Below are 26,457 nucleotides of genomic sequence, written 5' to 3'. Positions count from 1 at the left end.
GTCGGAGACACACCTTGAGCAGTAGCGACTCATCGATGCAGCCTGGATCGCAATGCCCGTACACCGGAACTGAGCAAACGCACGACGGCCCGCCCACCCGAGCGGTACCGGTCGCACCCGGTAAGTGGCCCATGCTCGGCCACATATTTCCGCTGATGCGCAACCCCTTCGACTTCTTCGCCGACCTGCGCGCGCAAAGCGACATGGTTCAGATTTTCATCGGCAAGCGTCCGATCTACTTCTTCACCACCGCACGGCTGGCCCACCACGTCCTCGTGAAAGACGCCCGCTCGTTCGGCAAAGGAATGGTGTGGGAAGCCGTACATCCATTGAGCGGCAACGGTTTACTGGCCTCTGACCGCGCGCTACACCGGCGGCAGCGTCGCTTGATCCAGCCCCTGTTCCACAAGCAGATGATTGCCTCGTACGCCAAGATCATGACCGCCGAATCCCATGCCCTCGCCGAATCCTGGGTTCCCGGACAGCGAGTCATCGTGCAAAAAGCAATGGTAGAGCTCACGCTGACCACCATCGCGCGATCGATGTTCACCGGAAGCCTACCCAAAGACGTTGTGCAAGAGATTATTCGATCGTTACCGATCTTCACCTACGGCATGGTCGCCCGCACAGTCCTGCCGTCCTGGTTGTGCAAGGCGTCGGGATTCGACAGGCGATTCATGGGCGCAGCCGACCGCCTGCGCGGAGCAGTCGATCACGTCGTGCGCACCGACCAGAGCGGAGACGGCGCAGATCTGCTCTCCCACCTTCGCGCTGCCCGAGATCCCGACACCGGCGAGGCGATGAGCGAAGACCTCATCCGAGACGAACTGGTGTCGATCATGATGGCGGGCACGGAAACAACCGCAGCGACGCTGACGTGGGCATTCCATGAGATTGCCCAACACCCGGACGTCGAACGCACACTCCGTACCGAGTTGCGCACAGTGCTCGACGGCCGGCCGGCCGAGTTCACCGACATCGACGACCTCACCTACACCCGCGCCGTGGTGAACGAAGTGCTTCGTCGATATTCACTGCTGATGCTCTTCCGCCGCGCCGAGACCGATGTCGTCATCGACGGGGTCGAGCTCCCCGCAGGCGCGGACATCATGTTCAGCCAGATCGACCTGCACCGCGACGGATCCGCCTTCACCGACCCGGATTCCTTTCGTCCGGAGCGGTGGCTCGTCGACCGCGACCAGCTACCCGACCGCACCGCCTTCCTCCCGTTCGGCGAGGGCAATCGCCGGTGCATAGGCGAGTCCTACGCCCAGGCCAAAGCGGTCATTGCACTGGCAACGATCCTCGGACGGTGGCGACTGATTCCGGCTCCCCGCCACACCGTGCGCCGCGTCGCGGCGGCGATGCCACGCCCGAACAGCCTCCCCATGATCGTCACCCCCGTCACCTCGGACAGAAGCGAGCTCAACCATGTCTGATCTCACCGTGCAGCACGCTACCAACAGCCCCGACCGACACGCAGCCACCGTAGACCCCATCGCCATTGTCGGAATCGGCTGCCGGTTCCCCGGCGGTGTCGATTCCCCCGACGCACTGTGGAATCTTCTGGCCAGTGGCGGCGATGCCGTGAGCGAGGTCCCGCCCGAACGCTGGGCCGCCGACGACGTCTACGACGCGCAGCCCGGCGTCCTCGGTCGCACCGTCTCTCGATGGGGCGGCTTTCTCGACAACATCGGTGGCTTCGATACCACGGCCTTCGGCATCACCGAATACGAAGCCGAAGCGATGGACCCGCAGCACCGTCTACTGACCCAAATGTCCTGGGAAGCACTCGAACACGCAGGCATCGCTCCGGGCTCACTCAAAGACTCGCAGACCGGTGTCTTTTTCGGTCTCGCCCACCACGACTATCTATTGCGCACCTTCGACGATTCGTTGGTCGACAACCCGTACGTCATGACCGGCAATGCCCATTCTGTGGGAGCAGGTCGCGTGTCCTACCTCCTCGGGCTTCACGGCCCCTCGGTTGCGGTGGACACCGCATGCTCATCGGGGCTGCTGTCGGTGCACCTGGGATGCCAGAGCCTGCGTTCTGGAGAAACCGATCTCGTCCTGGCCGGCGCGGCCATGCTGCAGCTCGGTCCCGAGGTCGGCGTGCTGTTTTCGCAGTGGTCGATGCTCTCACCCAACGGACGATGCGCGGCATTCGACGCTGCGGCAGACGGATTCGTACGCAGCGAAGGGTGCGCGGTGATCGCCCTCAAACGCCTCGACGACGCCGAGCGCGACGGTGACCGTGTCCTGGCGGTCATACGTGGGTCGGCGGCGAACTCCGATGGCCGATCCGACAACATCGTCGTCCCATCCGCCTCAGCTCAAGAAGCCGTGCAGCGCAGTGCACTCCGTGTGGCGGGCGTAGACCCGTCAGATGTCGAGTTCGTCGAAGCGCACGGCCCGGGAACCCCCACGGGCGATCCGGTCGAATTCCAAGCCTTGTCTGCCGTCTACGGAAACGGCGACACACCATGCGCTCTCGGGTCGGTGAAGACCAATATCGGGCACACCGAGTCGGTATCGGGTCTCGCAGGGCTGATCAAGACCGTGATGTCGTTGCGCAACAAGCAGATTCCAGGAAATCTGCACTTCACGTCATGGAATCCCGACATATCCTCCGAAGACACCCGCTTGTACGTTCCGACCGAGCTGACAGAATGGGACAACCCGGGATCACCTCGGCTGGCCGCAGTCTCGTCATACGGGTTCAGCGGAACCAACGTTCACGTCGTTGTCGGAGAAGCTGCAGCGACGGCACCCAGCGCAGACGAACCCGCAGACAGTACGACAGCCCAGCCGATCTTGCTCTCGGCCAGCACACCCCAGGCCCTGGCACAGACAGCCGGCCGCGTGGCGCAGTGGTTGACGGGCCCCGGCGCTCACGCTTCGCTCACCGACATCGGCACCACGCTCGCACGCCACCGCGAACATCGCACCGAACGTCTTGTCGCACTTGCGGCCTCACATGAGGAACTGACCGACCAACTGCGCAGCATTGCAGCCTTGCAACCCGCGACGGGTGTGGTCAGTGCTGCCATCGGCAGCCACGGCGGCGCACCGGTGTGGGTGTTCTCCGGGCAAGGGTCTCAATGGGCGGGAATGGGGCGCGAACTGCTCTCCACCGAACCGGCGTTCGCAGCCATGATCGATGAACTCGAGCCGCTCATCGCGCGCGAAGCAGGGTTTTCGGTACGTGGTGAACTCGTGGCCGACGAGACCGTGACCGGGATCGAGAAGATCCAGCCGACCATCTTCGCCGTGCAAGTTGCTCTCGCGGCGGCGTGGCGCTCACGTGGCGTGGAGCCAGCCGCGGTCATCGGCCACTCGCTCGGCGAAGCCGCGGCTTCCGTTGTCGCCGGCGCGCTCACCCTCGACGACGGCGTCAAGGTGATCTGCCGGCGTTCCCAATTGGTCACCCGGATCGCCGGCGGCGGCGCGATGGCCACAATCGAGCTACCCCACCTGCAGGTCGCCGCTGAGCTCGAGGCCGCCGGAATCGACGACGTCACCGTCGCGGTCATCGTGTCCCCCACTTCCACCGTGGTTGCGGGAGACCCCGCCCGGGTCAAGCAATTGGTCACCGAGTGGGACGCGCGCGATCTTCATGCGCGAACCATTGCCGTCGACTATGCATCCCACTCACCGCACGTGGACTCGATTCTCGACGATGTCGCGCTACAGCTCGAATGCCTCGCCCCCGACGCCGCGAAGATTCCGGTCTACAGCACTGTGCTCGAAGATCCGAGAAAACCCGCGGCCTTCGATGCCGGGTACTGGGTCGACAACCTCAGGCGGCCGGTGCGTTTCGCAGATGCCGTGACTGCCGCGGTGCTGGACGGGCACCGAATTTTCGTCGAGCTCTCACCACATCCACTCCTGACCTACGCCATCACCGAGACCGCGACATCGATCGGTCGAGATGCCACCGCTATCGGAACGCTGCGCCGCGACGGAGACCAGTCACTGGGCCTGCTCCCCCAGTTGTCGGACCTGCACTGCAGCGGCGTCACCGTCGACTGGGAGCGCGTATACCCCTCTGGTCAGCTGGTCGACGTTCCACTTCCCACCTGGGCAGGAGAAGATCTCGGCGTCCTGGCCCTGCACGTGAAAAAGCCCGGAGCCAGCGTCGACGCTCATCCGCTGCTCGGCGTCCACATGACACCGATAGACGCCGATGACGAGCACCGATGGCAGGCCACCATGAGTGGCCGCGATCTGCAGTACCTCGACGATCATCAGGTCCATGATCAGCCAGCACTGCCCGGTGCGAGCTACTGCGAGATGGGGCTTGTCGCCGCACAGTCGGTCTTCGCAGCCGACCTGGGCAGCGTCGAGATAACCGATCTCGTCATCCACGAGATGCTTCACCTCCACGAGAACACTGTGGTGTCCTCTCGCACCCGGCCCGAGGGACACGAATCGGTTCGGTTCGAGTCACTGACCCGCCACGACGGCGATGCATCGACCCTCCTTGCCAGCGGCACACTCCGAATCAGGCCACCCGTCGAACCCGAGCGTCTCGACGTTGCCGAGTTGTTGGCCTCCCATCCGACGCCTCTGGACACCAAAGACGCCTACGCCAAGTTCCACGGGGCTGGCGTACACCACGGAGCCGCGTTCGCAGCGATGACCGCGCTGCACCTGTCCGACGACACCGGTACAGCGCAGACCGTCTTCGCTGAAGTGTCGCTTCCCGCCACCGCGCGAAGCCAAGTCGACGCGTACTCCCTACACCCCGTTCTGATGGATGGCTGCCTTCAGACCTTGGCGTCTCACCCGGCCCTCATCCGCGACGCCTTCCCCACCGGAGTTGGTTCGCTGCGGGTACACCGCAACCCCCACCACGCTCGCTACTGCCTTGCTCAACTGCACCATCTCGACGAACAGCTCGCGATCGGCGGCATAACACTGCTCGACGAGGACGGCACCGTCGTCGCCGAAGCCACCGGCGTGCGGCTGGCCACCGCAGACCGGCGACTGGCCGAACGACTCCTCACCGTCGAGTGGGAACGCGCCGACCTCCCCGCGCCCCAAACACAGGCCGGGCGATGGCTCGTCCTCACCGAAGCAAGCACCACTGACCCACTGACCGTCGACCTCGCAGCCGCGCTGGGCAACGACATCGATATTCGCGCCTTTCACACCGACTCCGACGCACTCGACGCCGACCTAGCGGCGCATCCTCCGCATCAGGTGGTGGTGCTCTGCGCCCCACCGACCAACACCGCAGACCACGACACTGCGCAGCGCGCCCAAGACCGCATCCGACAGCTCATCGAGCTCGTTCGCGTCCTCGTCGAACGTACCGACACACACCGGCCGCGATTGTGGGTGGTGACCCATGATGCTCAGAGGGTCGGCTCCGGCGACGGCCGCAACCTCGAGCAGACTGCGGTACGCGGCCTGTGCCGAGTGATCGGTCACGAACACCCCGAGCTCGGTATCCGTCACCTCGATGTGTCATCCCCTGCCGAGCCCACACTGGTGGCCCAGATCCTCCTCGCCGACGACGACGCAGACGAGATCGCATTACGCGACGGCGAACTCTTCCTGGCGCGGCTGAAAGTGGCCCCGCTGCGCGATAACGAGCGCCGACACCGCCCCATTCGTTTCGGGCGTGATCGCTACGCGCTCGCTCCCCAACACGCCGGCGACCTCGGCAGCCTCGAACTGGTCGCAACCACCGCCCGTCCGCCCGCGGCCGACGAGATCGAGATCGCAGTCGAGGCACTCGGCGTGAACTACGCCGACGTCCTCAACGCGATGGGTCTGTACAAGACCGTCGACGGCGCACCGATGCCCTTCGGATTCGACTGCGCCGGAACAGTTGTCTCCACCGGATCATCGGTCACCACATTCCGACCCGGCGATCGCGTGGCCGCAATGCATCCAGGCGTCTTCGAGTCTTTCGCAGTGGTCCCCGCATGCAAAGTCAACCGACTTCCCGACGACGTCACGTTCGCTGCTGCAGCTGCGCGGCCCAGCGTGTTCGCCACTGCGTGGTACGGGCTTCATCGGCTGAGCAGGATTCGTCCCGGTGAGCGGGTATTGATCCACTCGGCGACCGGCGGAGTGGGGCTCGCAGCGATCGCGGTTGCTCGACACCTCGGCGCAACCATCTATGCCACCGCAGGTACCGCCGCCAAGCGGCAGTACCTGCGCGACATGGGCATCGAACGTGTCTTCAATTCTCGATCGACCGCGTTCGCCGAGCAGATCCGAGACGTCACCGGCGGCGAGGGCGTCGACGTTGTACTCAACTCGCTCACCGGCGCCGCGCAACGAGCTGGTTTGGACCTGCTGCGCATCGGCGGCCGATTCGTCGAGCTCGGCAAGAAGGACATCTACGCCGACTCCAAGATCGGGCTGTTCCCGTTCCGTCGCAACATCTCTCTGCACAGTGTCGACTTGGGCGTTCTGCCCTACGACGAACTCGGCGATGTCCTCCGCGAAGTACACGAACTGCTCGCCTCGGGCGCTCTCACCCCGACCCCGCACACCACCTATCCGCTCAGCGATGCCAGCACCGCGTTCCGCACCCTGGCTGCGGGAGATCACATCGGCAAGCTCGTTCTGACCGTTCCACAGGACGGTGAGGGGCACGCAGCGATCCGCCCCGACGACGTACCGGTGATCCGCGCCGACGGCTCCTACGTGGTCACCGGCGGTTTGGGCGGTCTCGGCCTCATCCTTGCGCGGTGGTTCGCCGAACACGGTGCCGGACGGGTCGTCTTGAACGGCCGATCCGCGCCCTCGGTCGAGGCGATGGCACTCATCGACGAGTTGCGTTCGGGTGGAACCGATATCGAGATCGTTCGCGGAGACATCGCGATCGGGGACACGGCCACGGACCTGGTCCGTGCTGCCACCGCCACCGGACTGCCGCTGCGAGGGGTCATTCATGCAGCAGCAGTTGTCGACGACGCCGCGATCACCACGGTCGACGATGCGTTGATGGAGCGCGTGTGGGCACCGAAGGTGCACGGCGCGTTGAAGATGCACGAGGCGTGTGCGCACAGTGAACTCGACTGGTGGTTCGGATTCTCCTCGGCCTCGGCACTCGTGGGTTTCGCGGGTCAGGCATGCTATGCCTCGGCGAACGCACTGCTCGACGGCCTCACGATGTGGCGGCGGGACCACGGCTTGCCAGCTCTGAGTGTCAACTGGGGAGCGTGGGCCGAGTACGGGCGCGGCACGATGTTCGCCGACCGCGGGAACGCCATGATCGACCCCGACGAGGGCCTCCACGCGTGCGATGCGCTCCTACGCTACGACCGGCCGCGCGCGGGTTACCTCCCGATCCTCGACCCCGGGTGGCAGTCGATGCTCGCAGACAAACTTCGCACCTCGTCGTTCTTCGCGGCCATCCCTGCCGATCGAGGCGCAGAACGCGGGATCGACCTGACCGCATCTACCTCGTTGGCAGAACTGCAGAATCTCGAACCCCCAGCGCAGCAACGATTTTTGGAGAGCATCCTCACCGCACACGCCGCGGAGATTCTGCGCGTCGACGCTGCTGCACTCGACCCGGACCGATCTCTGGGCGACCACGGCCTCGACTCTCTGATGGCGCTCGAACTCAGCACCCGGATCAACCGGGAATTCGACATTCGGGTCACACCCAAACAGATGCGCCAAGACTCCAGCCCCGCGGCGCTCGCCCTGCACATCGCAGCACAACTCAACCTCGAGGCGGTGCAGTAATGGACACTCCACAATCCCAACGCGACACCGATCGCACCCGCCCCCACATCGTGCACGCCGCAAGTGGGATCATCAGCCTGCTGGTGTTGGCGTCGACGATCTTCGTGTTGGCACCGATCCCGCCTTTCGGCTCACCGGAGGACGAGGTGGTGACTTTCTACGCCACCCACACCACCAGCGGATACATCTACCAGTTCGTCGCAGGCATCGCGTTGATGGCCGCCCTGTGGTTCCTGTGCTATCTGTACGTGCGGTTTCGGCGGGAAGTACCGCACAGTCCGCTGCCGATGCTGATGATGGCGGCCGGCACGGCGTGGGTGGGGTTCGCCACGGTCTATCTCGGTCTGTTCCAAATCTTCTCGGGCTGGGCCGCCGACCCGGACTCCCACGCACTACTGCACGCATTTTCCGATGCCTACGTACTGGGCTTCATGTTCAGTGCCGTCCCGGCCGCTGTCATCGTCGTGTCCGCAGCCCTGTGCACCACCGCCGCCGCAGGATGGCCCGGATTTCTCAAACCACTCTCGGCGATCGTCGTCGTGGTGCAGATTTTGGGCTGCGTTCCGCTCCTGGCACCCGAGAGCCCCATCAAGGCGGGAGGTTTCATCACCTATGCCAGTGTGTTCGCTGTCATTGTCTGGATTGCTGCGGCGAGCGTCGCGGCAGTTCGCAGCGAACGCGCGCCGTCATCGGAGATGCCATATCAGCAGACCGTGAACACGAGCACGGAGCGATGACATGGACGAGCATGTCGATGTTCTGATCGTGGGTGCGGGGCTCGCAGGACTGCAGATGTTGCACGAAGTACGCACGATCGGCCTGACCGTCCGCGTGTACGAGGCAGGAGGTGATGCCGGCGGCACCTGGTATTGGAACCGATATCCCGGTGCGCGCTGCGATGTGGAGAGCCTGGAGTACTCGTATCAATTCTCCGATGAGCTGCAACAAGATTGGGAATGGACACGGCGATACGCCGACCAAGCTGAAATCATGCGCTACATCGAGCACGTGATGGATCGCTTCGACCTCGAACGCGACATCGAGTTCCACACGCGCGTACAACAAATGGTCTACTCCGACGCCACCGCCTCCTGGACCGTCCGGACCGATACCGGACACGAAATCATCGCCCGGTACGTCATCACCGCGACAGGTTGCCTGTCCGAACCCAACGTGCCCGAGATCCCCGGCCTGGACTCATTCGCAGGCGACATCCTGCACACCGGACGGTGGCCCCACCATCACGTGGCACTCGGAGGCAAACGAGTCGGTGTGATCGGGACCGGTTCGTCTGGGGTACAAGCCATCCCCCTGATCGCCCGAGACGCTCGTCAGCTCACCGTCTTTCAACGCACCCCTGCTTACACCTTGCCCGCAGGCGACGAACCGCTCGACCCTCAGCTCCAAGCCGCAATCAAGGCCGACTACGCGGGATTTCGTGCACGCAACAACACAGTTCCCACAGCCGGATTGTCCCGGTTTCCTACCAACCCGAACTCGGTGTTCCATTTCTCGAAGACAGAGCGTGAAGCACAGTTCGAGCACCTGTGGAACAGGGGTGGGCCGCTGCTCCTACGCTCCTTCGGAGATCTCCTCGTCGACCCTGCGGCAAACGAGGTCGTCGCCGACTTCGTCCGCACCAAGATCCGCTCGACCGTGGCCGATCCTGCAGTCTCTGCAACCCTCACCCCTCGCCACGTCATGGGATGCAAACGAATCTGCCTCGGCGACGGCTACTACGAAACGTTCAACCGTCCCAATGTCGACCTCGTCGACATTGCATCCCACCCGATCACCGAGATCACACCGACCGCCTTACGGACGACACACAGTTCGCACGACTTGGACATCCTCGTGTTCGCCACCGGCTACGACGCCATCACCGGCGCTCTCACACGCATAGACATCCGCGGCCGCGGCGGTCGAACGCTGCGCCAGGCGTGGTCGGAGGGCCCCCGCAGCTACCTGGGCCTGGCCACCTCCGGCTTTCCCAACCTGTTCACCATGACCGGCCCCGGTAGCCCGTCCGTCCTGGCCAACGTGCTGGTGGCAATTCATCAACACGCAACCTGGATCAGAACCTGTCTGCAACACCTCACCGACCATCACATCCACAGCATCGAAGCCACACCACAGGCCGAACACGACTGGGGTCGACACGTCACCGACGTCGCCGCCGGAACTCTCCTCTCCTCGTGTGGCTCGTGGTACCTCGGGGCGAACATCCCCGGCAAGAAAAGGGTCTTCATGCCCCTCATCGGGTTCCCCGATTACGCCGCCCGCTGCGAGCAAGTAACCGCAGACGGTTACCCCGGCTTTCAACTTCTCCCACAACCGGTCTCGGCCGCCACACGCCCCTAGGAGCCCCCGTCATGCCGAACAGCACCGTCCCAAACATCGACTTCGACCACCACTCACCCGAATACTCAGCAGACCCGTGGGCAGTCAACACCGCCATGACCCAAAAGTGCCCGGTAGCCCACAGCTCCCACTACGGTGGCTTCTACGTGGTCAGCGGCTACGAGCAGGTCGCCTCAGTCGCACGTCGACCGGAAGTGTTCTCCTCGGCCCACGAGCTACCCAACACGCCAGGGCGACCGCAAGGAACGATCATCCCCGCGTCGACGTTTCGTGCCCTACCACTGGAAATGGACCCACCCGAGTATCTGGACTGGCGAAAAGCACTGAACACCTACTTTTCTCCCACCTCTGCAAAACGGCTCCGCCCACGGATCGAGGCCTACACGACGTGGTGCATCGACCAAGCCATCGAATCAGGCGAGATCGACCTCGTGATGGATCTCGCCAATGCCGTGCCGGCTCTGCTCACCCTCGACATCGTGGGCCTGTCGATGGACAACTGGCGCATCTACGCCGAGGCCGTGCATGCCCTGGCCTACACCCCATCCGACACCCCGGAATACAAGACGGTCGAAACCGGCTTCGCGATGCTCATCGGCGAAGTAATCAAGACCATTCCCCTCCGCCGTGCCCATCCCCGCAACGACCTCATCAGCTTCCTGACCCAGATGGAGATCGGCGGTGAGAACATCAGCGACGCAGACATCATCGCCGTCTGCAACGCCATGATCGCCGGCGGTATGGACACCACCACCGCCCTGCTCTCGTCGACGTTCGAGTACCTGGACCGCAACACCGATGATCGAGCACGACTGATCGATCACCCGGACGACCTACCGAAAGCATGCGGAGAGCTCCTGCGCTATTTCACCCCTGTTGTCTGTGTCGGACGAACAGCCACCGAAGAGGCACAGATCGACGGAGCCACCGTCGAACCCGGCGAACGAGTCCTGATCTCCTGGGCAGCAGCCAACCTCGACGAAAAGGTCTTCCCCGACCCCCTCACCATCGACTTCGACCGTGACACACGCAAACATGCAGCGTTCGGACTCGGACTGCACCGATGCATCGGCCGCCACATCGCGCAAATCGACTTCGAGGTCGTCGTCGGCCAAGTTCTCGACCGACTCCCCGGCTACCGCCTTGTCGACAATGCCGCCGTTCGATACCCCACGGTCGGTCAGATCAACGGTTTCGTGACAATGCCCGCACAGTTTGCCCCAGGGCCGCGAAAAGGCCCGCGATTCGACACCGCGAACGAACTGTTCGACAGCTTCGGAGACCAGTGATGCGCGCCCCGCACCGCCCAGAAGGGGACGCGACCGACAACGCACCGCACGACGCGAAGCGCACAGACACCCTGCCCACCTACCCCGCCCCCCGAAACCCCAAGTGCCCCTTCGACCCGTCACCGGAACTGCGTGCAGTACAGAATGACTCACCGATCACACGCGCGCAGATCTGGGACGGCAGCACCCCCTGGCTGATCAGCGGGTACGACGAAGCACGGACACTGCTGCGCGACCCACGCCTCAGCGCCGTACCCGAGCACCCCAACTATCCCCACTCCACCCCCAGTAAATTCATGCACCGCTTGGGATTTCTGACCATGGACGCCCCCGAGCACACCCGTCAACGCCACTTCGTGGCCAAACCGTTCTCCGCCAAACGCATCGAGGCGATGCGCACTCCGATCGAAGATCTCGTCAACGACCTCATCGACCGAATGCTTGCCGGGCCGCGACCTGTCGACCTCCTCGAAGCTTTCGCGCTACCCGCGCCGTGCACCGTGATCTGCCATCTGCTGGGCGTGCCCTACGCGGACCACCAGTTCTTCACAACGAGCGCCAAATCCCTGATCGATCCCCACGCCACCGCAGAGGACGCCGAAACCGCCCGCCAAGGCCTGATCGACTACATCTACCAGCTACTGACCGTCAAACGCACAGACCCCGGCGATGACATGCTCTCCGAACTCGCCCACGAACACGTCGCCACCGGTGACATCTCCCAACACGACGCAGCCATGACCGGGATGCTGATGCTCCTCGGAGGATTCGACACCACTTCCAACACCATTTCCCTCAGTGCGCTGGCCCTGACAGAAAACCCCGAACAGCGCGACACCCTCCTGTCGATGCGCACACACGACGAAATCGCCGGAGCCATCGAAGAACTCCTCCGCTACACCGCCGTCCCCCAAGGCGGACGACGCCGAGTCGCAACAGAAGACATCGACATCAACGGGATCACCATCCCCGCCGGCGACGGCCTCATCATCGCCGGCGACCTCGCCAACCGCGACGCATCAGCGATCACCGACCCGGATCGCCTCGACCTACGCCGGCCAGTGCACCGACATCTGACCTTCGGATACGGCCCGCACCAATGCCTGGGCATGCCCCTCGCACGACTCGAACTCCAAATCGCCATCCCCACCCTGCTCCGGCGCATCCCAACCCTCCACCGTGCTGTACCCCTGCAAGACATCAAGTTCCGAGAACACGCCATCGGCATCTATGGGGTGGACGAACTCCCCATGACCTGGTCATGACACCAGAACCATCAGGGCAATCAGCCCTGCGCAACACCATCTCCACGATCCTGACCACAGCGGTGCACGACCGAGTGGTCACCGGCCTCTACGTCATGACAGCCGACCGCGATGGCATCACGTACTCCGGCGGAGCGGGAACACGTGATGGCACAAACCCATGGACCGACGACACCATCGCTTGGCTGGCATCGATGACCAAACCGATCGTCGCCGTCGCCGCACTGCAACTCGTCGAGCGCGGTCTCATCGAACTCGACACTCCCACTACCGATCTGTTGCCCGAACTCGCCGCGGCGTACGTCCTCGAGGGATACGACGAGGATCAGCCCCGGCTCGTCCGCGCACGAGGACCCATCACACTACGAATGCTGCTCTCGCACACAGCCGGAACCGGCTACTCGTTCCTACACGCCGATCTCGCGCGCTATCTTCACGACAAGAAGGTGCCATCGAGCCTCGAACTCAAACTCGCCTCGATCGTCGACGCCCCGCTCGTCTACCACCCAGGCACCAACGCCATGTACGGCACCGGCCTGGAATGGGTGGGACTTGCCATCACCCGCCTGACCGGACACGACCTGGCAACCCACCTCCACGAGACGATCTTCTCCCCATTGGGTATGCGCGACACAACGTTCGGAATCACCGATCGCACTCGCTTGGCGGATGTACACACGAAAACACCTCACGGCCTGGTACCCACACCATTCGAGCTGCCCACCGATCCAGAATTCCACTCAGGCGGCGGCGGGCTGTACGGAACACCCCAGGACTACCTGACGTTCCTTCGCATGCTCAGTGCCGGCGGAGCCTGGAACGGTGTGCAGTACCTACAGCCGGATACCCTCGTCGACGCACAACGAAGCCACTCAGCATCTTTCGGGACCATCGAATCCGCTGATTACGCAACGTCGCACGACATCGACCTGATCCCAGGAATCAACACATCGTGGTCGTTGCTCGGCATGCGAAACGAGCAAGTCACACCCGCAGGCCGCCCAGTCGGAACCATGGCATGGGCCGGGGGCGCGAACACCTACTACTGGGCCGACACCGACAACGATAGATCGTCAGCAGGAGTGTTGTTCACCCAGCTCATACCATTCGCCGATCCACAGGTAATACGAGCATTCAATAACGTCGAAGGAGCAGTTCGTACCCGGACCGTACGTCGGCATACGAACTGATCAGCTGTTGCCGAAACCGTTCTCTGTCCGGTTTCGGCAACAGGGGCGGTACGATCCGGTCACAACCGTCCACTTGCTACATTTCAGACGGTACGTGCTGAACTAATCGAACGGCCCGGACGGACGCACGTCCGCCAACGTATATCGCGCAGGCTGTCAAGTGGGTCAACACCAACTAGCTATAACAGTTACTCATTCGGTGCGATGCAGGAATGAATATTGTTACTGGTTTCCTCGTTCGTCCTGGACTAGACCGTGATGTGACCGTTTTCGACATAGCCACAACCGACGGTCATCAGACACCAGAGGAAGTACTCCACGCACTCCGCGCTACCGCTGCCCGCAGCCGGATCGTGCGTACCGACGTCGCCGCCGCCACGGTGTGGACCAGCGACGACTGCCGAGCCGACCACAGCCCCAACCCATGGTCGGCGATGGTACTTGCCCGGGCACTGAACCTGATGCCCGATCTTTCACCCGACGACGTCATAGCTCACCCTGCGTTGACCTTTCGAGGGCTCGTTGTCGTCACCGGCCGCTGCCCTCTGACGGGCGCGCTGAGCGCGCTACGTCCGGCCCCTGACCCACTGGCTGACGCATCGTGAAACCTGGGGGTACCCACTTGAGATGTGACGAATTCCAGACTTCACTTGACCCCGGGCTCTGTCGAGGTTCTAGTCCACGACTTTCGCTCCTTGTCAACCCCATTCAGGGTTGGACTTGACCAACCTTCCGGACTCTGTTCATCCACCTCTGTGCGCCTTAAGTTCTCCCCTAGGAGAGTCCCCACCTGTCACAGCGAATGGAGTACCCGGAGATGACCGATCTGATCCGCGTAGCCTCCGATGAGCTGCGCGCCACGTCCGTCGCAGTCCTGCAATGGATCCGCGCATGGACACCCCACTCTCGAGCGGTAACCACCGTGTTCGGCATAGCGTGGCTGATCTTCGTGATTGTGTGCGGTTTCACCGGCGGAACCGTGTTGTTCGTGATGACCGCCGTCGTCGCTATCGCCGCTGTGCATCTCGTGCGCGGGGAATGGCGACGACCAGGTCGCAGCAATCCAGTTGCATTGTGCGACAACGCCCGCGAACACATTTGCACCCTCGTCTTCCGTCACTCCGACGGGCGCTGGTATCTACCCGACTGCATTACCGTCGGTCTGAATCCCGCCGACTTCACCGACCTCAGCGATCACTTCGATATCAACGACGTCATCACCCATCTCACCGCCGAAGCCGTCGATGTCACGCGCCGCTACTCCGCGGACACTCCGAGCGGAATGCTGCCCCTGGTCGAGATCGTCTCCAACCCGAAGGTCCGCGCTCGCCACTACGCCCTGCGTGGCTCCACGCATCCGATGTCCGACCACCCAGTGGAACCCACACGCGCCTACGGCGACCAAACCGACCTCCACCCCAGCGACAGTCAGGTGGCAACAACTCTCATCCCGGACTCACCCGGGCGTGGACCGACCTTGGTCGGTCCCGATAGTCGAGCGCACCGCGTCGTCGGTACCGAGATAACCGTCGGGCGGGGCACCTACTGCGACATCACCATCAGCGCCGACACCAGCATCTCGCGACATCACCTCACCCTGCGTTCCAACGATGGCGTGTGGTGGTGTGCCGACAACAGCAAGACCGGTACCTGGATCAACGGAGTGCGTGTAACCCCCGGCAGATGGACCGAACTCGCCGACGGCGACCGCATCGCGTTCGGCACCACATCAGGCACGAACACCGCCACGTTCTACCGAACGGGTGCCCATGCTGCCCGCTGACCGGAACCTGCTGTTCTCGCCACGCCGAACCGCCGACCCTGTGCGACACTTCTTAGCCCAATACACTCGGAGGAGAACCGCCTTGAGCAGTGACGTCCCCGCTCACGCGTCGACTCCGCCGACCCCGATGATCCGATGAGCGGCGGCGCGCCTCCACCCGACAATTCGGCCAAGGAAGACGACGGCATGGACCCCCCTGGGCCCGATGGTCGTCAGAAGCCGAAGTTCGACGTCGACAACAACTGCGGTTGGCTCACCAGAATGTTGCTGCGGATCGGCGGCTTCCACCGCCCGTGGATCGACAACAATTCCGACGCCTCCAAACTTGCCGCCCAAGCCGGGATCCTGATTCTGGTGCCTACCATCGCCTTCGGCGGCGTTCTGGCCAGTGCCTGGGCAGTCAACGTCGGGCACCGCTTCAACTACTGGTTCATCTGGGTCCTTGCCGCCGTGTGGGCACTGTTCGTATTCTGCGTCGACCGATGGATCATGACCTCGATCGACTACGGCGACCTATTGGTCGGACCCCAAAACTGGCTTCGGCGAGCATGGCGTTCGGCATGGTTCTACCTCGCACGCATCGGGATGGCGGTCGTCGTCGGTTACGTCATCTCCGAATCGGTCGCTCTCGGCATGTTCAACACCGCAATCGAACGGGAGCTGCCGAGCATCCAGTCCGACAACCTCACCGACTACAAAGCATCCATAGGCGCAGAGTACGACACAGCAATCGCCGATGCGAAAGATGCGCGCACAGCCGCCGAAAACGCTCGAGATATAGCCAATAGCACCCGGGAGACTGCCCAGGCTGATTGGCAGGATGAACGTCGGGGGACTGGAGGCACGCTTGACGCCGGCGACAGTCCCCCCAGCGCGAACTGTCTACTTCCGAGCGACCCGCGGGAGATCTGCGCGGAAAGCAACAGAAGATACGTGTACAACCAAGCCGACACGACTGCAATTACCAGCCAGCAGAAGGCCCTAGAGGCGCAGGACCTCGTTCGTACGCTGGAGAGCACCCGCCAGACTCGAATCGACGAGAAGGCCGCCAAATACGAAGCGGTCAACGCCGCCGACACCAATGCTGTGACTCGCCACAGAGCCCTTGTCCGACTCATCGGCGACGACCTCGGATACAGATGGTTCTACATCGTCATCATCGTCACGCTACTTGTCGTCGACCTCACCCCACTGCTGCTCAAACTATTCGGCCCTCACACTCCCTACCTGGAAAATGCGCGACGGGACGCAGCTCGTCTGCGCGCCCGCACCACTGTCCAAGTAATCGAAGGCGCGAAGGGCGAAGCGGACGCCCAATACGACTTGGACGACCGCAAGCACCGCAACCGGGCGAACACTGTGGCCCATGCCGGTGACCTCGACGAACGCGAGCACCGCAACCGGATGGACTCGCTGACCCGAGAACACGAGCACACCCTGGCCGACGCTGCCGCGAAGCACGCCGTCGCACAGACCCGTGAAGCGCTGCACAAACTGTCGGACGACTCCGCCGCCGCAAAGGATCTGGCCGACCACTATCTCAAGACCGCGTTTGCACACCTGAAAGAGCGCCGCCACCGTCCGCGCGCAACCCCCACCCAGCCATACACACAACAACACCCGCGCAACGCACAGCAAGGTGAACAACAACCCGACGACCTCAGCGGCGAGACCCCAACTCCGACACCGCAACCCCCACAGACACCGCAACCGCAACCCCCACCGGCGCCGGCACCGGCACCGCGCGCAAGCAACCACAGACCTCCTGCTGCTTCGCCGCGCGATGAGTACGGACTCGAGATCGGCAATGTGTTTCCCGACGACACAGTCGACAACCCGCTCGACAGGCACTGGCGAATCACAAAGTTCTGGCGACACGTCAACGGCGGTTCTCTTCTACTCGCCGTCGACGAGGACAGTCCCGACAACGGAATCGAATACGTGATCAAGGTCTACCTCCCCGACCGCTCCTGGAAGCTCCGAAAGCGTGATCGGGCCCAAGGCCTCGCCGAACTCGATGCTGTTCCCGCACTGGGCGTGTCGATAAACGACGCCGTCGCAGACGTCTACTTTTCGGACATCTACCAAGACCAGATGGTGATCGTCACCCGACGATATCCCCACACCCTGAATACATTTCAAGACGCCCGAATCAACGGCAACGAGCCCGGGGGCTTCGACCTTGCCCTGGTACTGCAGATCGCCGAACGACTACTCAGCGCACTGGCCTGGTCGTGGACGAAAAGAGAGAAGGGGGCTCGCGCGTACCTGGATATGAAGCCCCCCAACATCTGCATCGACAACGACGGCACCCCGAAGATCATCGACTGGGCACTTTCTCGCAGTCTCGATGAGGCCGCACACACCAGCTCACGGCTGCGGTTGCAAAGCCTCTTCTACTCGCCACCAGAGCAAGGCTCAGCAGGGCAGCTGTGGCCGACCCACCTCGTTGCCGCCGACATCTACGCCTGGGCCGCAACTCTGTACGAGATGATCACCGGGAAGCCGCCGTATCTGTACGAGGCCGAACAGCAAGGAATCACCCTCAACGACTTCCAAAACGGCAACCCTCGTGCCGAAAGGGCCTTGGACTCATATCGCAGACTGCGCAGTGGGCCTCTCACCCCGGTTTCGAAGTTCGCACCGTTTGTACCCGAAGGTCTCGACAACTTGCTGCGTCGATGCCTCGACCCTGCACCCGAAAGACGCCACGTAGTGCCGACGGACAACAGTTTCGACGCACGTGTGAAAGCAGCTGAACGTAGCGCGGACCAGCTCATTCGATGGCTACGACTCGTCAAACAAGATGCTCTGCACGTAGACGCAGGCGGCGCGATACCGGCAGCCCAACAGGTCGGTAACTTCACGCGTTTCAAGAAACCTCCCAAGCAACAACAGCAACAGGACGTCATCGGCAATGCTGGCCATCTGGTTCAACAGCAGCACCAGCCGCGAACACCGCACCCCGACAGTGTGCCGACCGACGACCCCCCTTACCTGCCACCGGACAACGATCCGGACGCGCCGCGCTCACCCGCCATCAATCGCTAACGGAGTTCCGATGCCCATCAAGTCAACAGGCCGGCGGTTTCCACGGCCACGCGTGTCGAAGCGTTCGCTGCGGCGACGTCTCGACCGACTTCGGCACTGCCCACTGATCGGACGAGTCGGGACCATCGCGGTGGGTGCTCTCATCGCGGCCGGATTGTGGATGATCGATTGGCGGATGGGCATGGCGATCATTACCGCGCTGTTGGCCGGCTGCGGACTGTGGTGGTTGGCGTCTCGACGCGGCACACGAAACGGTGCTGCCCGAACCGTCGAACTGAGACCCGTCTCGCACACGCCCACCACCGACCGCCTCGGCAAGGCGTCGCTCGACAACACGCAGCGCGTCTTTCTACATGATCTGCGCGGCACGAGCGATATTCCACCCATCGAGTTGCGAGGCGAAACAGTGACGTTGGGGCGCGCACGAGGTAAAACAGCGGTCGTCACCGATAGAAAAACAAGACGCCAGCGTGCGCACTTCGTCCGTCACCCACAGACGCGTCGGTGGTGGGTGACAGCGTTGTCCGGCGCGCCCATCACCGTCGATGGGCATCGCCTGTACGCAGGCCAACCGCCGTTCGAGATACACGACGGCGCGGTCCTGATTGTGGGGGCTTCGGTGTATCGCGTCACGTACGTCGGCGAGCAACATTTCCCGCCGACCATCCCCGTCGGACAGGTACACACCGAGCGTGCTGCGCCCGCCGTGCGACAAAGCCTGCCCCACACACTCGGACGACCTATTCCCCAACCAGCCGGTGACGAGTCACCCACGCAGGCAATGGCACCCGCAGCAGCAGCGCCTCTCAAACTCCAAGCAGCCGGGGAGACCTCGGCGGGCGACCGCCGTCACAACAACGACGTTTTCCTGATTCGAGGACACACATCAGCGATTGCCGATGCCGCGGGCGGCGGCGAAGACGGCGTCCTCACAGCCCGAACCGTACGCGCGACACTACGAACCCTTCTGCCCACCTCGCCTATCGACGACGTCTTCGCCGCCACTGATCAAGCACTTCGAGGACTCCGCGGACGCTCGGTTCTCGCCGCGCCTTCCACGCTCGACGTCCTGACACTCGACACCTCCACTTTCACTGTCTCCGGCGGGCACGTGGGAGACAGTCAGGTGTTTCGTGCCCACACCGACACAGCCGACGACACCGTTCACGTCACAGCGATGACACCAGCCCTGCATCAGCACGCTGCCCTGGACAACGCAATCGGGTTCTTCTCCGACGCCCCAGCGGGCTACACCTACAAGTTGTCTCGATGGCACCAGCCAGCAGTAGCCAATGACCGCTACATCATGGTCACAGACGGCTTCCTCAACGCCTGGTCCGGCCCGCACACTCAAATGGACACCACACCTGATCGAGACCCTGAAGACGCCATACGTGAGGTTCTCGGATCCCAGCCACCGGATGCCAGTCCCGCTCGACTAGCAGAAGCACTCGTTCGTGCGGCCCTTTCTGAGCACAAACGCCACGGCACAATCGCCGACAACATCACCGTGGTCGTGGCGCATCTGTCACCCAGTGCTGAACCGGAACAAGGAGGATCCCGTTGAAAGCGCCCTATGTCCTTCCACCTCTCGAGACTGGACAGCACGGATTCCACGTCGAATCGATCTACACGCCATTCACAAGATACATACTCAACAATTTCGAGGGCGACCCAAGACTGAGCAACAACTGGTGCCCCGCAGTTGTCCGGGACACGGAGACGGGCGCATATCACGTGGTCAACCACAGCGAGTACCCCGTATACGTCGCGATGAGCGTACCGCTTAAGTCATCCAGTTTGTCATACAGGCAGGTGAAACTTGATGCAGCAGAACCTGAACACAGACTGGGTAGCCACACCTACGGCGCAGTACTCGAACAATTACCCAGAGAAGCACGCGAATCAGGAGACGCCCGCGATGAGCGCAAAGGCAATCGCTTTGCACTGTCAGAACCTGGTGCCCGTTACCGCATAGCGGTTGGACCACCTCCAGCGTTTGCAGTCCACGCCATCCGCCGCCAGCGCGAGTACGTTGTACTGGTCGACACGCCCGAAGCAGGCCCCGACACATCGAATTCGGATCTTATCCCGACTTTCGTACCGAACGAGCATATCGAACAGCTTTCATCCAACGAACACATTGCTCGGGCGCTGCGCGAATGGCTACACGACGACAAGCACAAAAGCACTCTTTTCTGGTTGACCTTTCGTGAATATGAATTCATTATCGGCGGGTTCTCGAATCCCAAAATCGTCAGAAAAGGCAAGATAGAAGAGTGGCTTGGAAGCTACTCGATCAGCGAGACAGGCGTATTCAAGAATCTCCACAGAGTCATGGATAAGCATTTCGACGATATCAACAAGCTGTCATGGGCAAGCGAAGATGGCCTCAATCCAGGGATGAGTCGTTGGCTGGTTGACCACCACGTACTCACTGTCTCGGACGTCACCGACTTCGACAACGAGATGAAGAAGGTACACGGTTCGGGATGGACGTCGCTGTTCGGTTGACACAAAGAAGCTGCTGAAGCAGAAAGTGAGCGGTGTTCACGAACAGTCGGCCTCTAGACTCCGAATACCAATTCCCACTAGGTCTCGCGAGGTCGGCGGTGTCACAGCGTTACCGCACATCCGGACGTCTCGTTGCTTGGTTCCCCCGCGTAGAACGTACGAGGACGGAAATCCCATTGCGCCTTTGAGTTCCGGTACGTCGAGCATTCTGAAGGACAGGTCTTCGACGGCGATCGGTCGGCGTGTGGACTTTCGATGGTGAGCGGCAGCGGGCACGACCAAGCCATGGTGGTTACCCGATGCCGTCACGGTGCAGAGAGCGTCGCTGACCGATCGCGCAGTCGAACCTCCACCTCGCAGCTCTGCGATGAACGGGGTGATCACCGCATGATGGCGGCCGCCCGCGGATACGGTCGACAGCGCCTCCGAGGTTCGATGATTCTTCGACTGGCCCCGCAGCACCGACACGAACGGCTCGAACACCGGGGCCCGCCCCTCAGACGGCCGTGATCTTGCCTGCCGATACTCGAACAGCGTGCCCGCGGCTTCTCTCGCGTCCTCGGCATGCGGAGCTGCCCAATACCGGTCGATGCCGGCCTGGATTCGTGCGATCGTTTTCGGCTTCAACGGACGAGTGCGGTCCCCTATCCGCTGGCCGGTCTTGGTCCAGTCGATGATGGTCGAGGCAGGGAGCCAGTCGGGCTCGAGCACGGTGTCCGCACACGCACGTGCGGGGCACCGGTAGGAGTACTGGCTACGGTACTTACCCACAGCCACCCCTGGGTTCTTCCAGGCCTGCAACGCACGCACGGGCCCGCAGCGAGAGCAGGTTGCCGGCGGACGGACCACGGTCTCGAAGTCAGGTGCCCGGTTGCCGGCCTTCCAGAAGCACACATAGAGGCGATCGCGGGACTGCGGCGCTGGTGTCCCAAAAGTCCATGAGTGCATCGAATTCAGGCAGATAAGGCGATGTTCGTAAACGAGGGCGTGCATCGCCGCGATCCATGGCCTGTAGAGAGGCCATGAGTAGATCTCGACGACGTTCTCGACGAAAACCAATTCGTATCGGTGATACTCGGTGAACCGAACGACGTCCCACATCGTCGCCCTCGATCGCTCGGCGGCCTCGGACGGTAGGTCGTCGGACAGTAACGAGATCTGCGCGGCGAGGCGCTTGGCCCCGCGAGCATTCGAGTGCCAGGTGCATTCGGGGCTGAACCATCCGATTGTCGTGCGAGGAAACAGCTTCGGAGTGATCTGAGAGAGGTCCGCGAGGATGTGCTCGGTGTGCTGGTGGTTGTACTGGTGCGTCTCGATTGCCTTGTCCCAGTGGTTCGACGCTGCCGATACCCTCACCCCGGGGATGGCGATCATTCCGGTCGTGGATCCGCCGGCACCGCAGAAGAAGTCCGATGCCGTGATGTCGAGCGATCCACTCATCGTCCGGCTCCGTCGGGCACGCTGTCCCACACCCGTCGGTCGAGGATCCGGCCGGCGGCCTTACGGCCGACTCGTCGAACTTCGGTGCCGTCGTCGAAGTGGTGGTAGTCACGGAATCTGGCGATCACCTCCGCTGGTGCCCACTCGCCCCACTGCTTGAACAGAAAGGGCACATCGGCAGCGGTGCACTGGTCCCGGATCTCTCGTACCCATCGCGGATGCATAGGCCGTGCCCCGCGGCCGGACTCACCGCCGACGATCACCCAGTCAAGCGCTGGTTCGCGCTCGCCGCCGCATTTCGAGTCTTCGACCGAACGGAGCCCGTCGCGAGTCAGCGCTCCTCCGATTCTGCTGGGTCGTAGGCGCGTGAAGTCGATCGGTCCGAGGAGCGGTTCGGCAGAGACGAACCGAAGAGCTGCAGGCGTGTCCAGCAGCGCCCATACTCGCAAGGTCTGCAGTCTTCTGGTCTTCGGCCGAGACGCCGATCCACAGGTTCGGCAGCGGCCAGCTCTGGTACCAGACATCGGCGGGGCGGAAGGCTGCGACGACGCCAGCGATGGCGTCGTCGACGGCGCGGCGGAAGGCATCGGACTGGAGCAGTGCCCGCATCCGAGCGGGTCTCTTGGTAAGCAATTGAAAGGTGTGCTGGCGGGCGAGCGCGATCACCGCGAACACCCGGGCGATGTAGTCGTCCGGGATTGCTGGATGGAAGAGGTCGCTCATCGAATTCACGAAAATCCGGCGTGGCCGGCTCCATCGCAGCGGCTGGTCGAGCTTGCCGGGGCGCATCTCGACGTCGAATCCGTGCTCGAAGTAGTGCCCCGGTGTGCCGCGGAACCGCTCAGCGAGGGTTTGGGCGTAGCAATGATCGCAGCCCGACGAGACTGCGGTGCAGCCGGTGACCGGGTTCCAGGTTGCGTCGGTCCATTCGATGGCCGTGGCGTCGCCCATCATCGCTCTTCCGGGTCGTGGAGGGCATCGAGGAGCTGGAATCGTAGATCGGCGTCAATCGCGAACGAGATCCCCCTGCTGGGCAATTCGATCGTGTAGCTGTTTCGATCAGGTGCGGTCGTGATGATCCATGGGTTGGGGTGGAGCGGGACAGCGTTTGTGTCGGTGGTGGGGTCGGTTTCGGTCATGGCGTCCTCCGAACGTTGGGTCATTGGCTGCAGACGCTCGACGCTGTTTGCGCATCGGCGCTGGTGATGTCGAGGTCGTATTTCGCGGCCACGGTGAGATACGAAGTGACGTAACGGCATTGGTATGGCGCGTTGGGTGGCAGCCAGGTGTCGATTCCCTTGTCCGACTTCTGCTGATTCGTACGTCCGTCCACCGCGAGCAAGTTGATGTCGACGGCGTTGGCGAAGGCGGTTCGCTGGTCGATCGACCAGGCCCACGCCCCTGCGTCCCACGCCCTCGCCAACGGGTACACGTGATCGATCTGAATCTTCCCGAGGTCGTCGATCGTCGATCCTGTGTAGGGGTCGTGGAGTATCCCTGCTGCGACTTTGCAGTCGCGGGTTCCGGGCTTGAACTCGACGTCGATCAGTTGGGTTGCCAGGACGTCGTTTCGAGTGTCACAGCCGTTGTGCGATCCAGGGGCGGACGAGTCATCGGTCCACGCCGGGCCGAACACGCACCCTGAGCCCTTCTTGCAGGATCGGTCGTATCCATCGACGTCTGCGAGCGAGTCCACCGTTTCGAGCTGAGCGAGGAGCTGCGCGATGGGTACAGGCGTGCTCGCCGCGGCTGGGTCTGGGGTGTCGACCACCGCTGGTCGTGAGAGCGGATCGGCGTGCGTTCCGAACGTGTACGTCCCGACCGCGAGTACGGCCATCACGATGGGCACCGCGATGCGGAGTCGTCCGCGCGCGCTCATCGAACCGCCTCCGCCGGCAAGTCGGCATGCCCGCAGCTTCCGCGCCGCCTACGGTCCGAACGGTCTGACCAACGATGCAGTAGTGCCAGAGTCAGAGCCGAGAAGGCAGCGAGCAACGTGCCGGCCAAGGAGATGACCAAACTGACGGTGACCAGATCCTTCACGATCGGCAGAGCCCCGTTGAAGATCGCGAGCATGCCGACGACGTAGCCGACACATGCAAGCGCAACAGTGCGAGCCTCGCGGCGGCCATCTTCGGCCGCGAGGTGGCGCTCTACGTCGTGGATGAGGCCGTCTCGGCCGGATTGTGGGTCCATCAGGGAGTCCTTTCGTAGTGAGCGCGATAGCAAACGCAGTCCTGCACGGGGTAGATAGCGTCGCGGTGAGGTCTGTGACAGCCGGCCACTGAATCGCACCCCAGGAGCGTTCTCCTGTGGCCGCACCGGGCGGGCAATATGCGCCCGGGTGTCACAAGCGTTGCGAGTTCGGGGCCGTCGGGTACTGGTCTAGTGGCCGGTCGCCGGGATGGACCGGGCCGACGTTGCGACGCCACGGCCCGGTCAGGTAGTCGTAGTGCTCTTGAGTGAAATCGGAACCGATCAGATCTCGTACGACCAAGCCTCGGCCGACATCGCGGGCAGCGACTCTGGCAGCCCCGCATCCGAGGACGCCGAGCAGGTTCATGGTCGCTGTGAGTTCGTGACGCCGATTGTCGCCGCAGGCCGCCGTGTGGGCAGCGTGTGTCGCTTTCCGCCAGCCGGGTGCGCACCACCACGCGGCGCTGACCGTCTCCGGTGCGGTTTCCAGCAGATCGGACTCGACGTCGAGGGTGCGCGCCAAGTCGAACACCTGCCGCCACCGCAATCCGAAAACCACCTCGAAAACGTGGTCCGTCAGCTCATGGTCAGGAACGGTTGGTCGGAAGCGGTCGGCGGCGTTCGGAGTAGCAGCAAAGTACCTCTCAGACAGGCCGTGTTGCATCCGGCGATGGACTTCGCTGGCGATGGCGCTGTGCGCCTTACTGTTCGAGCTGCAGCCGGTACTGCCGGCAGCTCGTGCGTGCGGTGAGAGGTCGACCGAGGGCGGCCGCGTTGTCGAGATCGAGGATTGCATGGGTACTCCCGTTTCTGTGGGACAGATGGTCGGTCTGTCGATCAATTTCTGACTGGTCTCTGTGCCGCTATGCGACCAACAACGCGGCGCGATATCACTCTGCTGCTTAATTTTCCGATCTTTCAGCGCCGTCCAGCCAGTCACCGATCCTGCCGCGGACGGCGTCACCACCGGGGGGATCGTCGTAGGCGTCTTCGAGCGCTCCCCGCGCTCCGGATGAGATGACCGCGAGATCGCAGTCTCGTGTGTCGGCCCAGTCGCCCCACGTCCATCCCCTTCCTGCGTCGATGTGAAATTGTGTTGCTGCAGCCGGAACACCGTCGACGAAGACTTGGATGTGGGTAGGACCATCTGGATCGCGGACGACGATCACCTCGATCCGAAGTGCGGGGGCGAATTTTCTCGTCACGATGTCGCACCGGCCAGACGCTCCGGTCTGTCGAACTCCCCTGCCGCCCGACTGTTCGAGTTCACAGTCCGGTGGCGCTGCGACGAAGCCTCTCTCGGTGGTCGCACACCCTGGACGGGATCGGTATCCATTGCGCCACTGCGGCGTCGAAGCAGCCACTCGATCCCAGTTGCTACAGCACACGCCGAGCAAGAAGCGGCGAACACCATCGCTACACGGCGCGGATCTCCGTCGATGGCGGCATGGTCGGTCCGGCGTAGCAGTGCAGCCCAGGCCAATCCGGCAAATGCAGCAAAAACCGCCAACACTGCCGCCACACCACGCGCTACGGCCAGCGCGCAGTCTCGCGGCGAACCCGAACTGCTCGCAGGTCCATGATTCCTACCGTCGATCCGGACGAGGACTCTCATATTCGACACACCTCTGCTCTTCTCGGAAGTCGGA

Annotated in this window: 18 protein-coding genes and 1 pseudogene; 12 read left to right on the top strand and 7 right to left on the bottom strand. The window is 62.9% G+C overall.

The window, feature by feature from the left end:
* Positions 1–35: 35 nt before the first annotated feature.
* The 12 genes from CH273_RS22790 to CH273_RS27455 all read left to right on the top strand — a co-directional run bounded on the left by CH273_RS22790 (position 36) and on the right by CH273_RS27455 (position 21,172).
* Positions 36–1,439 carry a cytochrome P450 gene (locus CH273_RS22790; RefSeq protein ID WP_230596631.1) on the top strand — a complete coding sequence of 468 codons (1,404 nt, stop codon included), beginning with the start codon at positions 36–38 and terminating at the stop codon, positions 1,437–1,439.
* Entirely contained in the window at positions 1,432–7,719 is a 6,288-nt protein-coding gene (locus CH273_RS22785) for a type I polyketide synthase (RefSeq protein WP_052049305.1), read from the top strand. The genes CH273_RS22790 and CH273_RS22785 overlap by 8 nt, the downstream gene beginning before the upstream one ends.
* A complete protein-coding gene (locus tag CH273_RS22780) occupies positions 7,719–8,456 on the top strand; it encodes a hypothetical protein (RefSeq protein ID WP_052049304.1) in 738 nt (245 codons plus the stop codon). The genes CH273_RS22785 and CH273_RS22780 overlap by 1 nt, the downstream gene beginning before the upstream one ends.
* 1 nt (position 8,457) lies before the next feature.
* The gene (locus CH273_RS22775) at positions 8,458–10,080 is read left to right on the top strand and encodes a flavin-containing monooxygenase (protein ID WP_032364848.1); all 1,623 of its coding nucleotides are present in this window, start codon (positions 8,458–8,460) and stop codon (positions 10,078–10,080) included.
* Between the two features lie 11 nt (positions 10,081–10,091).
* Positions 10,092–11,369 carry a cytochrome P450 gene (locus CH273_RS22770; protein ID WP_032364847.1) on the top strand — a complete coding sequence of 426 codons (1,278 nt, stop codon included), beginning with the start codon at positions 10,092–10,094 and terminating at the stop codon, positions 11,367–11,369.
* Positions 11,369–12,634: a cytochrome P450 gene (locus tag CH273_RS22765; RefSeq protein WP_080733000.1), complete on the top strand. Its 1,266-nt coding sequence runs from the start codon at positions 11,369–11,371 to the stop codon at positions 12,632–12,634. The genes CH273_RS22770 and CH273_RS22765 overlap by 1 nt, the downstream gene beginning before the upstream one ends.
* On the top strand, positions 12,631–13,824 hold the full coding sequence (locus tag CH273_RS22760) for a serine hydrolase domain-containing protein (protein ID WP_052049303.1): 1,194 nt from the start codon (positions 12,631–12,633) through the stop codon (positions 13,822–13,824). The genes CH273_RS22765 and CH273_RS22760 overlap by 4 nt, the downstream gene beginning before the upstream one ends.
* A gap of 260 nt (positions 13,825–14,084) precedes the next feature.
* A complete protein-coding gene (locus CH273_RS27460; protein WP_032364846.1) occupies positions 14,085–14,429 on the top strand; it encodes a hypothetical protein in 345 nt (114 codons plus the stop codon).
* Between the two features lie 212 nt (positions 14,430–14,641).
* On the top strand, positions 14,642–15,607 hold the full coding sequence (locus CH273_RS22755) for an FHA domain-containing protein (RefSeq protein WP_032364845.1): 966 nt from the start codon (positions 14,642–14,644) through the stop codon (positions 15,605–15,607).
* Positions 15,608–15,742: 135 nt separating this feature from the next.
* The gene (locus CH273_RS22750; RefSeq protein ID WP_032364844.1) at positions 15,743–18,658 is read left to right on the top strand and encodes a DUF4407 domain-containing protein; all 2,916 of its coding nucleotides are present in this window, start codon (positions 15,743–15,745) and stop codon (positions 18,656–18,658) included.
* A 52-nt stretch (positions 18,659–18,710) separates the two neighbouring features.
* Complete coding sequence (locus CH273_RS22745; RefSeq protein WP_032394242.1) at positions 18,711–20,225, top strand: SpoIIE family protein phosphatase; 1,515 nt, start codon at positions 18,711–18,713, stop codon at positions 20,223–20,225.
* A gap of 248 nt (positions 20,226–20,473) precedes the next feature.
* Positions 20,474–21,172 carry a hypothetical protein gene (locus tag CH273_RS27455; protein WP_141214628.1) on the top strand — a complete coding sequence of 233 codons (699 nt, stop codon included), beginning with the start codon at positions 20,474–20,476 and terminating at the stop codon, positions 21,170–21,172.
* 36 nt (positions 21,173–21,208) lie between these two features.
* Here the strand turns inward: CH273_RS27455 and CH273_RS22740 are convergent, their stop codons facing one another.
* The 7 genes and pseudogenes from CH273_RS22740 to CH273_RS22710 form a co-directional block, all read right to left on the bottom strand.
* A complete protein-coding gene (locus CH273_RS22740) occupies positions 21,209–22,612 on the bottom strand; it encodes a DNA cytosine methyltransferase (RefSeq protein WP_032364842.1) in 1,404 nt (467 codons plus the stop codon).
* Positions 22,609–23,563, bottom strand: a pseudogene (locus CH273_RS22735) (DUF5131 family protein). Before CH273_RS22735 ends, CH273_RS22740 begins: the two are co-directional and overlap by 4 nt.
* Positions 23,563–23,751, bottom strand: a complete 189-nt coding sequence (locus CH273_RS22730) for a hypothetical protein (RefSeq protein WP_139278549.1) — start codon at positions 23,749–23,751, stop codon at positions 23,563–23,565. The pseudogene CH273_RS22735 and the gene CH273_RS22730 overlap by 1 nt, the downstream one beginning before the upstream one ends.
* Positions 23,752–23,771: 20 nt before the next feature.
* The gene (locus CH273_RS22725; protein ID WP_032364841.1) at positions 23,772–24,491 is read right to left on the bottom strand and encodes an HNH endonuclease family protein; all 720 of its coding nucleotides are present in this window, start codon (positions 24,489–24,491) and stop codon (positions 23,772–23,774) included.
* A complete protein-coding gene (locus CH273_RS22720; protein WP_015586223.1) occupies positions 24,488–24,808 on the bottom strand; it encodes a hypothetical protein in 321 nt (106 codons plus the stop codon). The genes CH273_RS22725 and CH273_RS22720 overlap by 4 nt, the downstream gene beginning before the upstream one ends.
* Before the next feature lie 151 nt (positions 24,809–24,959).
* A complete protein-coding gene (locus CH273_RS22715; protein WP_032364840.1) occupies positions 24,960–25,367 on the bottom strand; it encodes a hypothetical protein in 408 nt (135 codons plus the stop codon).
* Between the two features lie 343 nt (positions 25,368–25,710).
* A complete protein-coding gene (locus tag CH273_RS22710; protein ID WP_032364839.1) occupies positions 25,711–26,013 on the bottom strand; it encodes a hypothetical protein in 303 nt (100 codons plus the stop codon).
* Between the last annotated feature and the right edge of the window lie 444 nt (positions 26,014–26,457).

This window comes from Rhodococcus sp. 05-339-2 (assembly GCF_002258965.1).
GTDB lineage: Bacteria > Actinomycetota > Actinomycetes > Mycobacteriales > Mycobacteriaceae > Rhodococcoides.
This window is presented reverse-complemented; position numbering and strand designations above follow the sequence as displayed.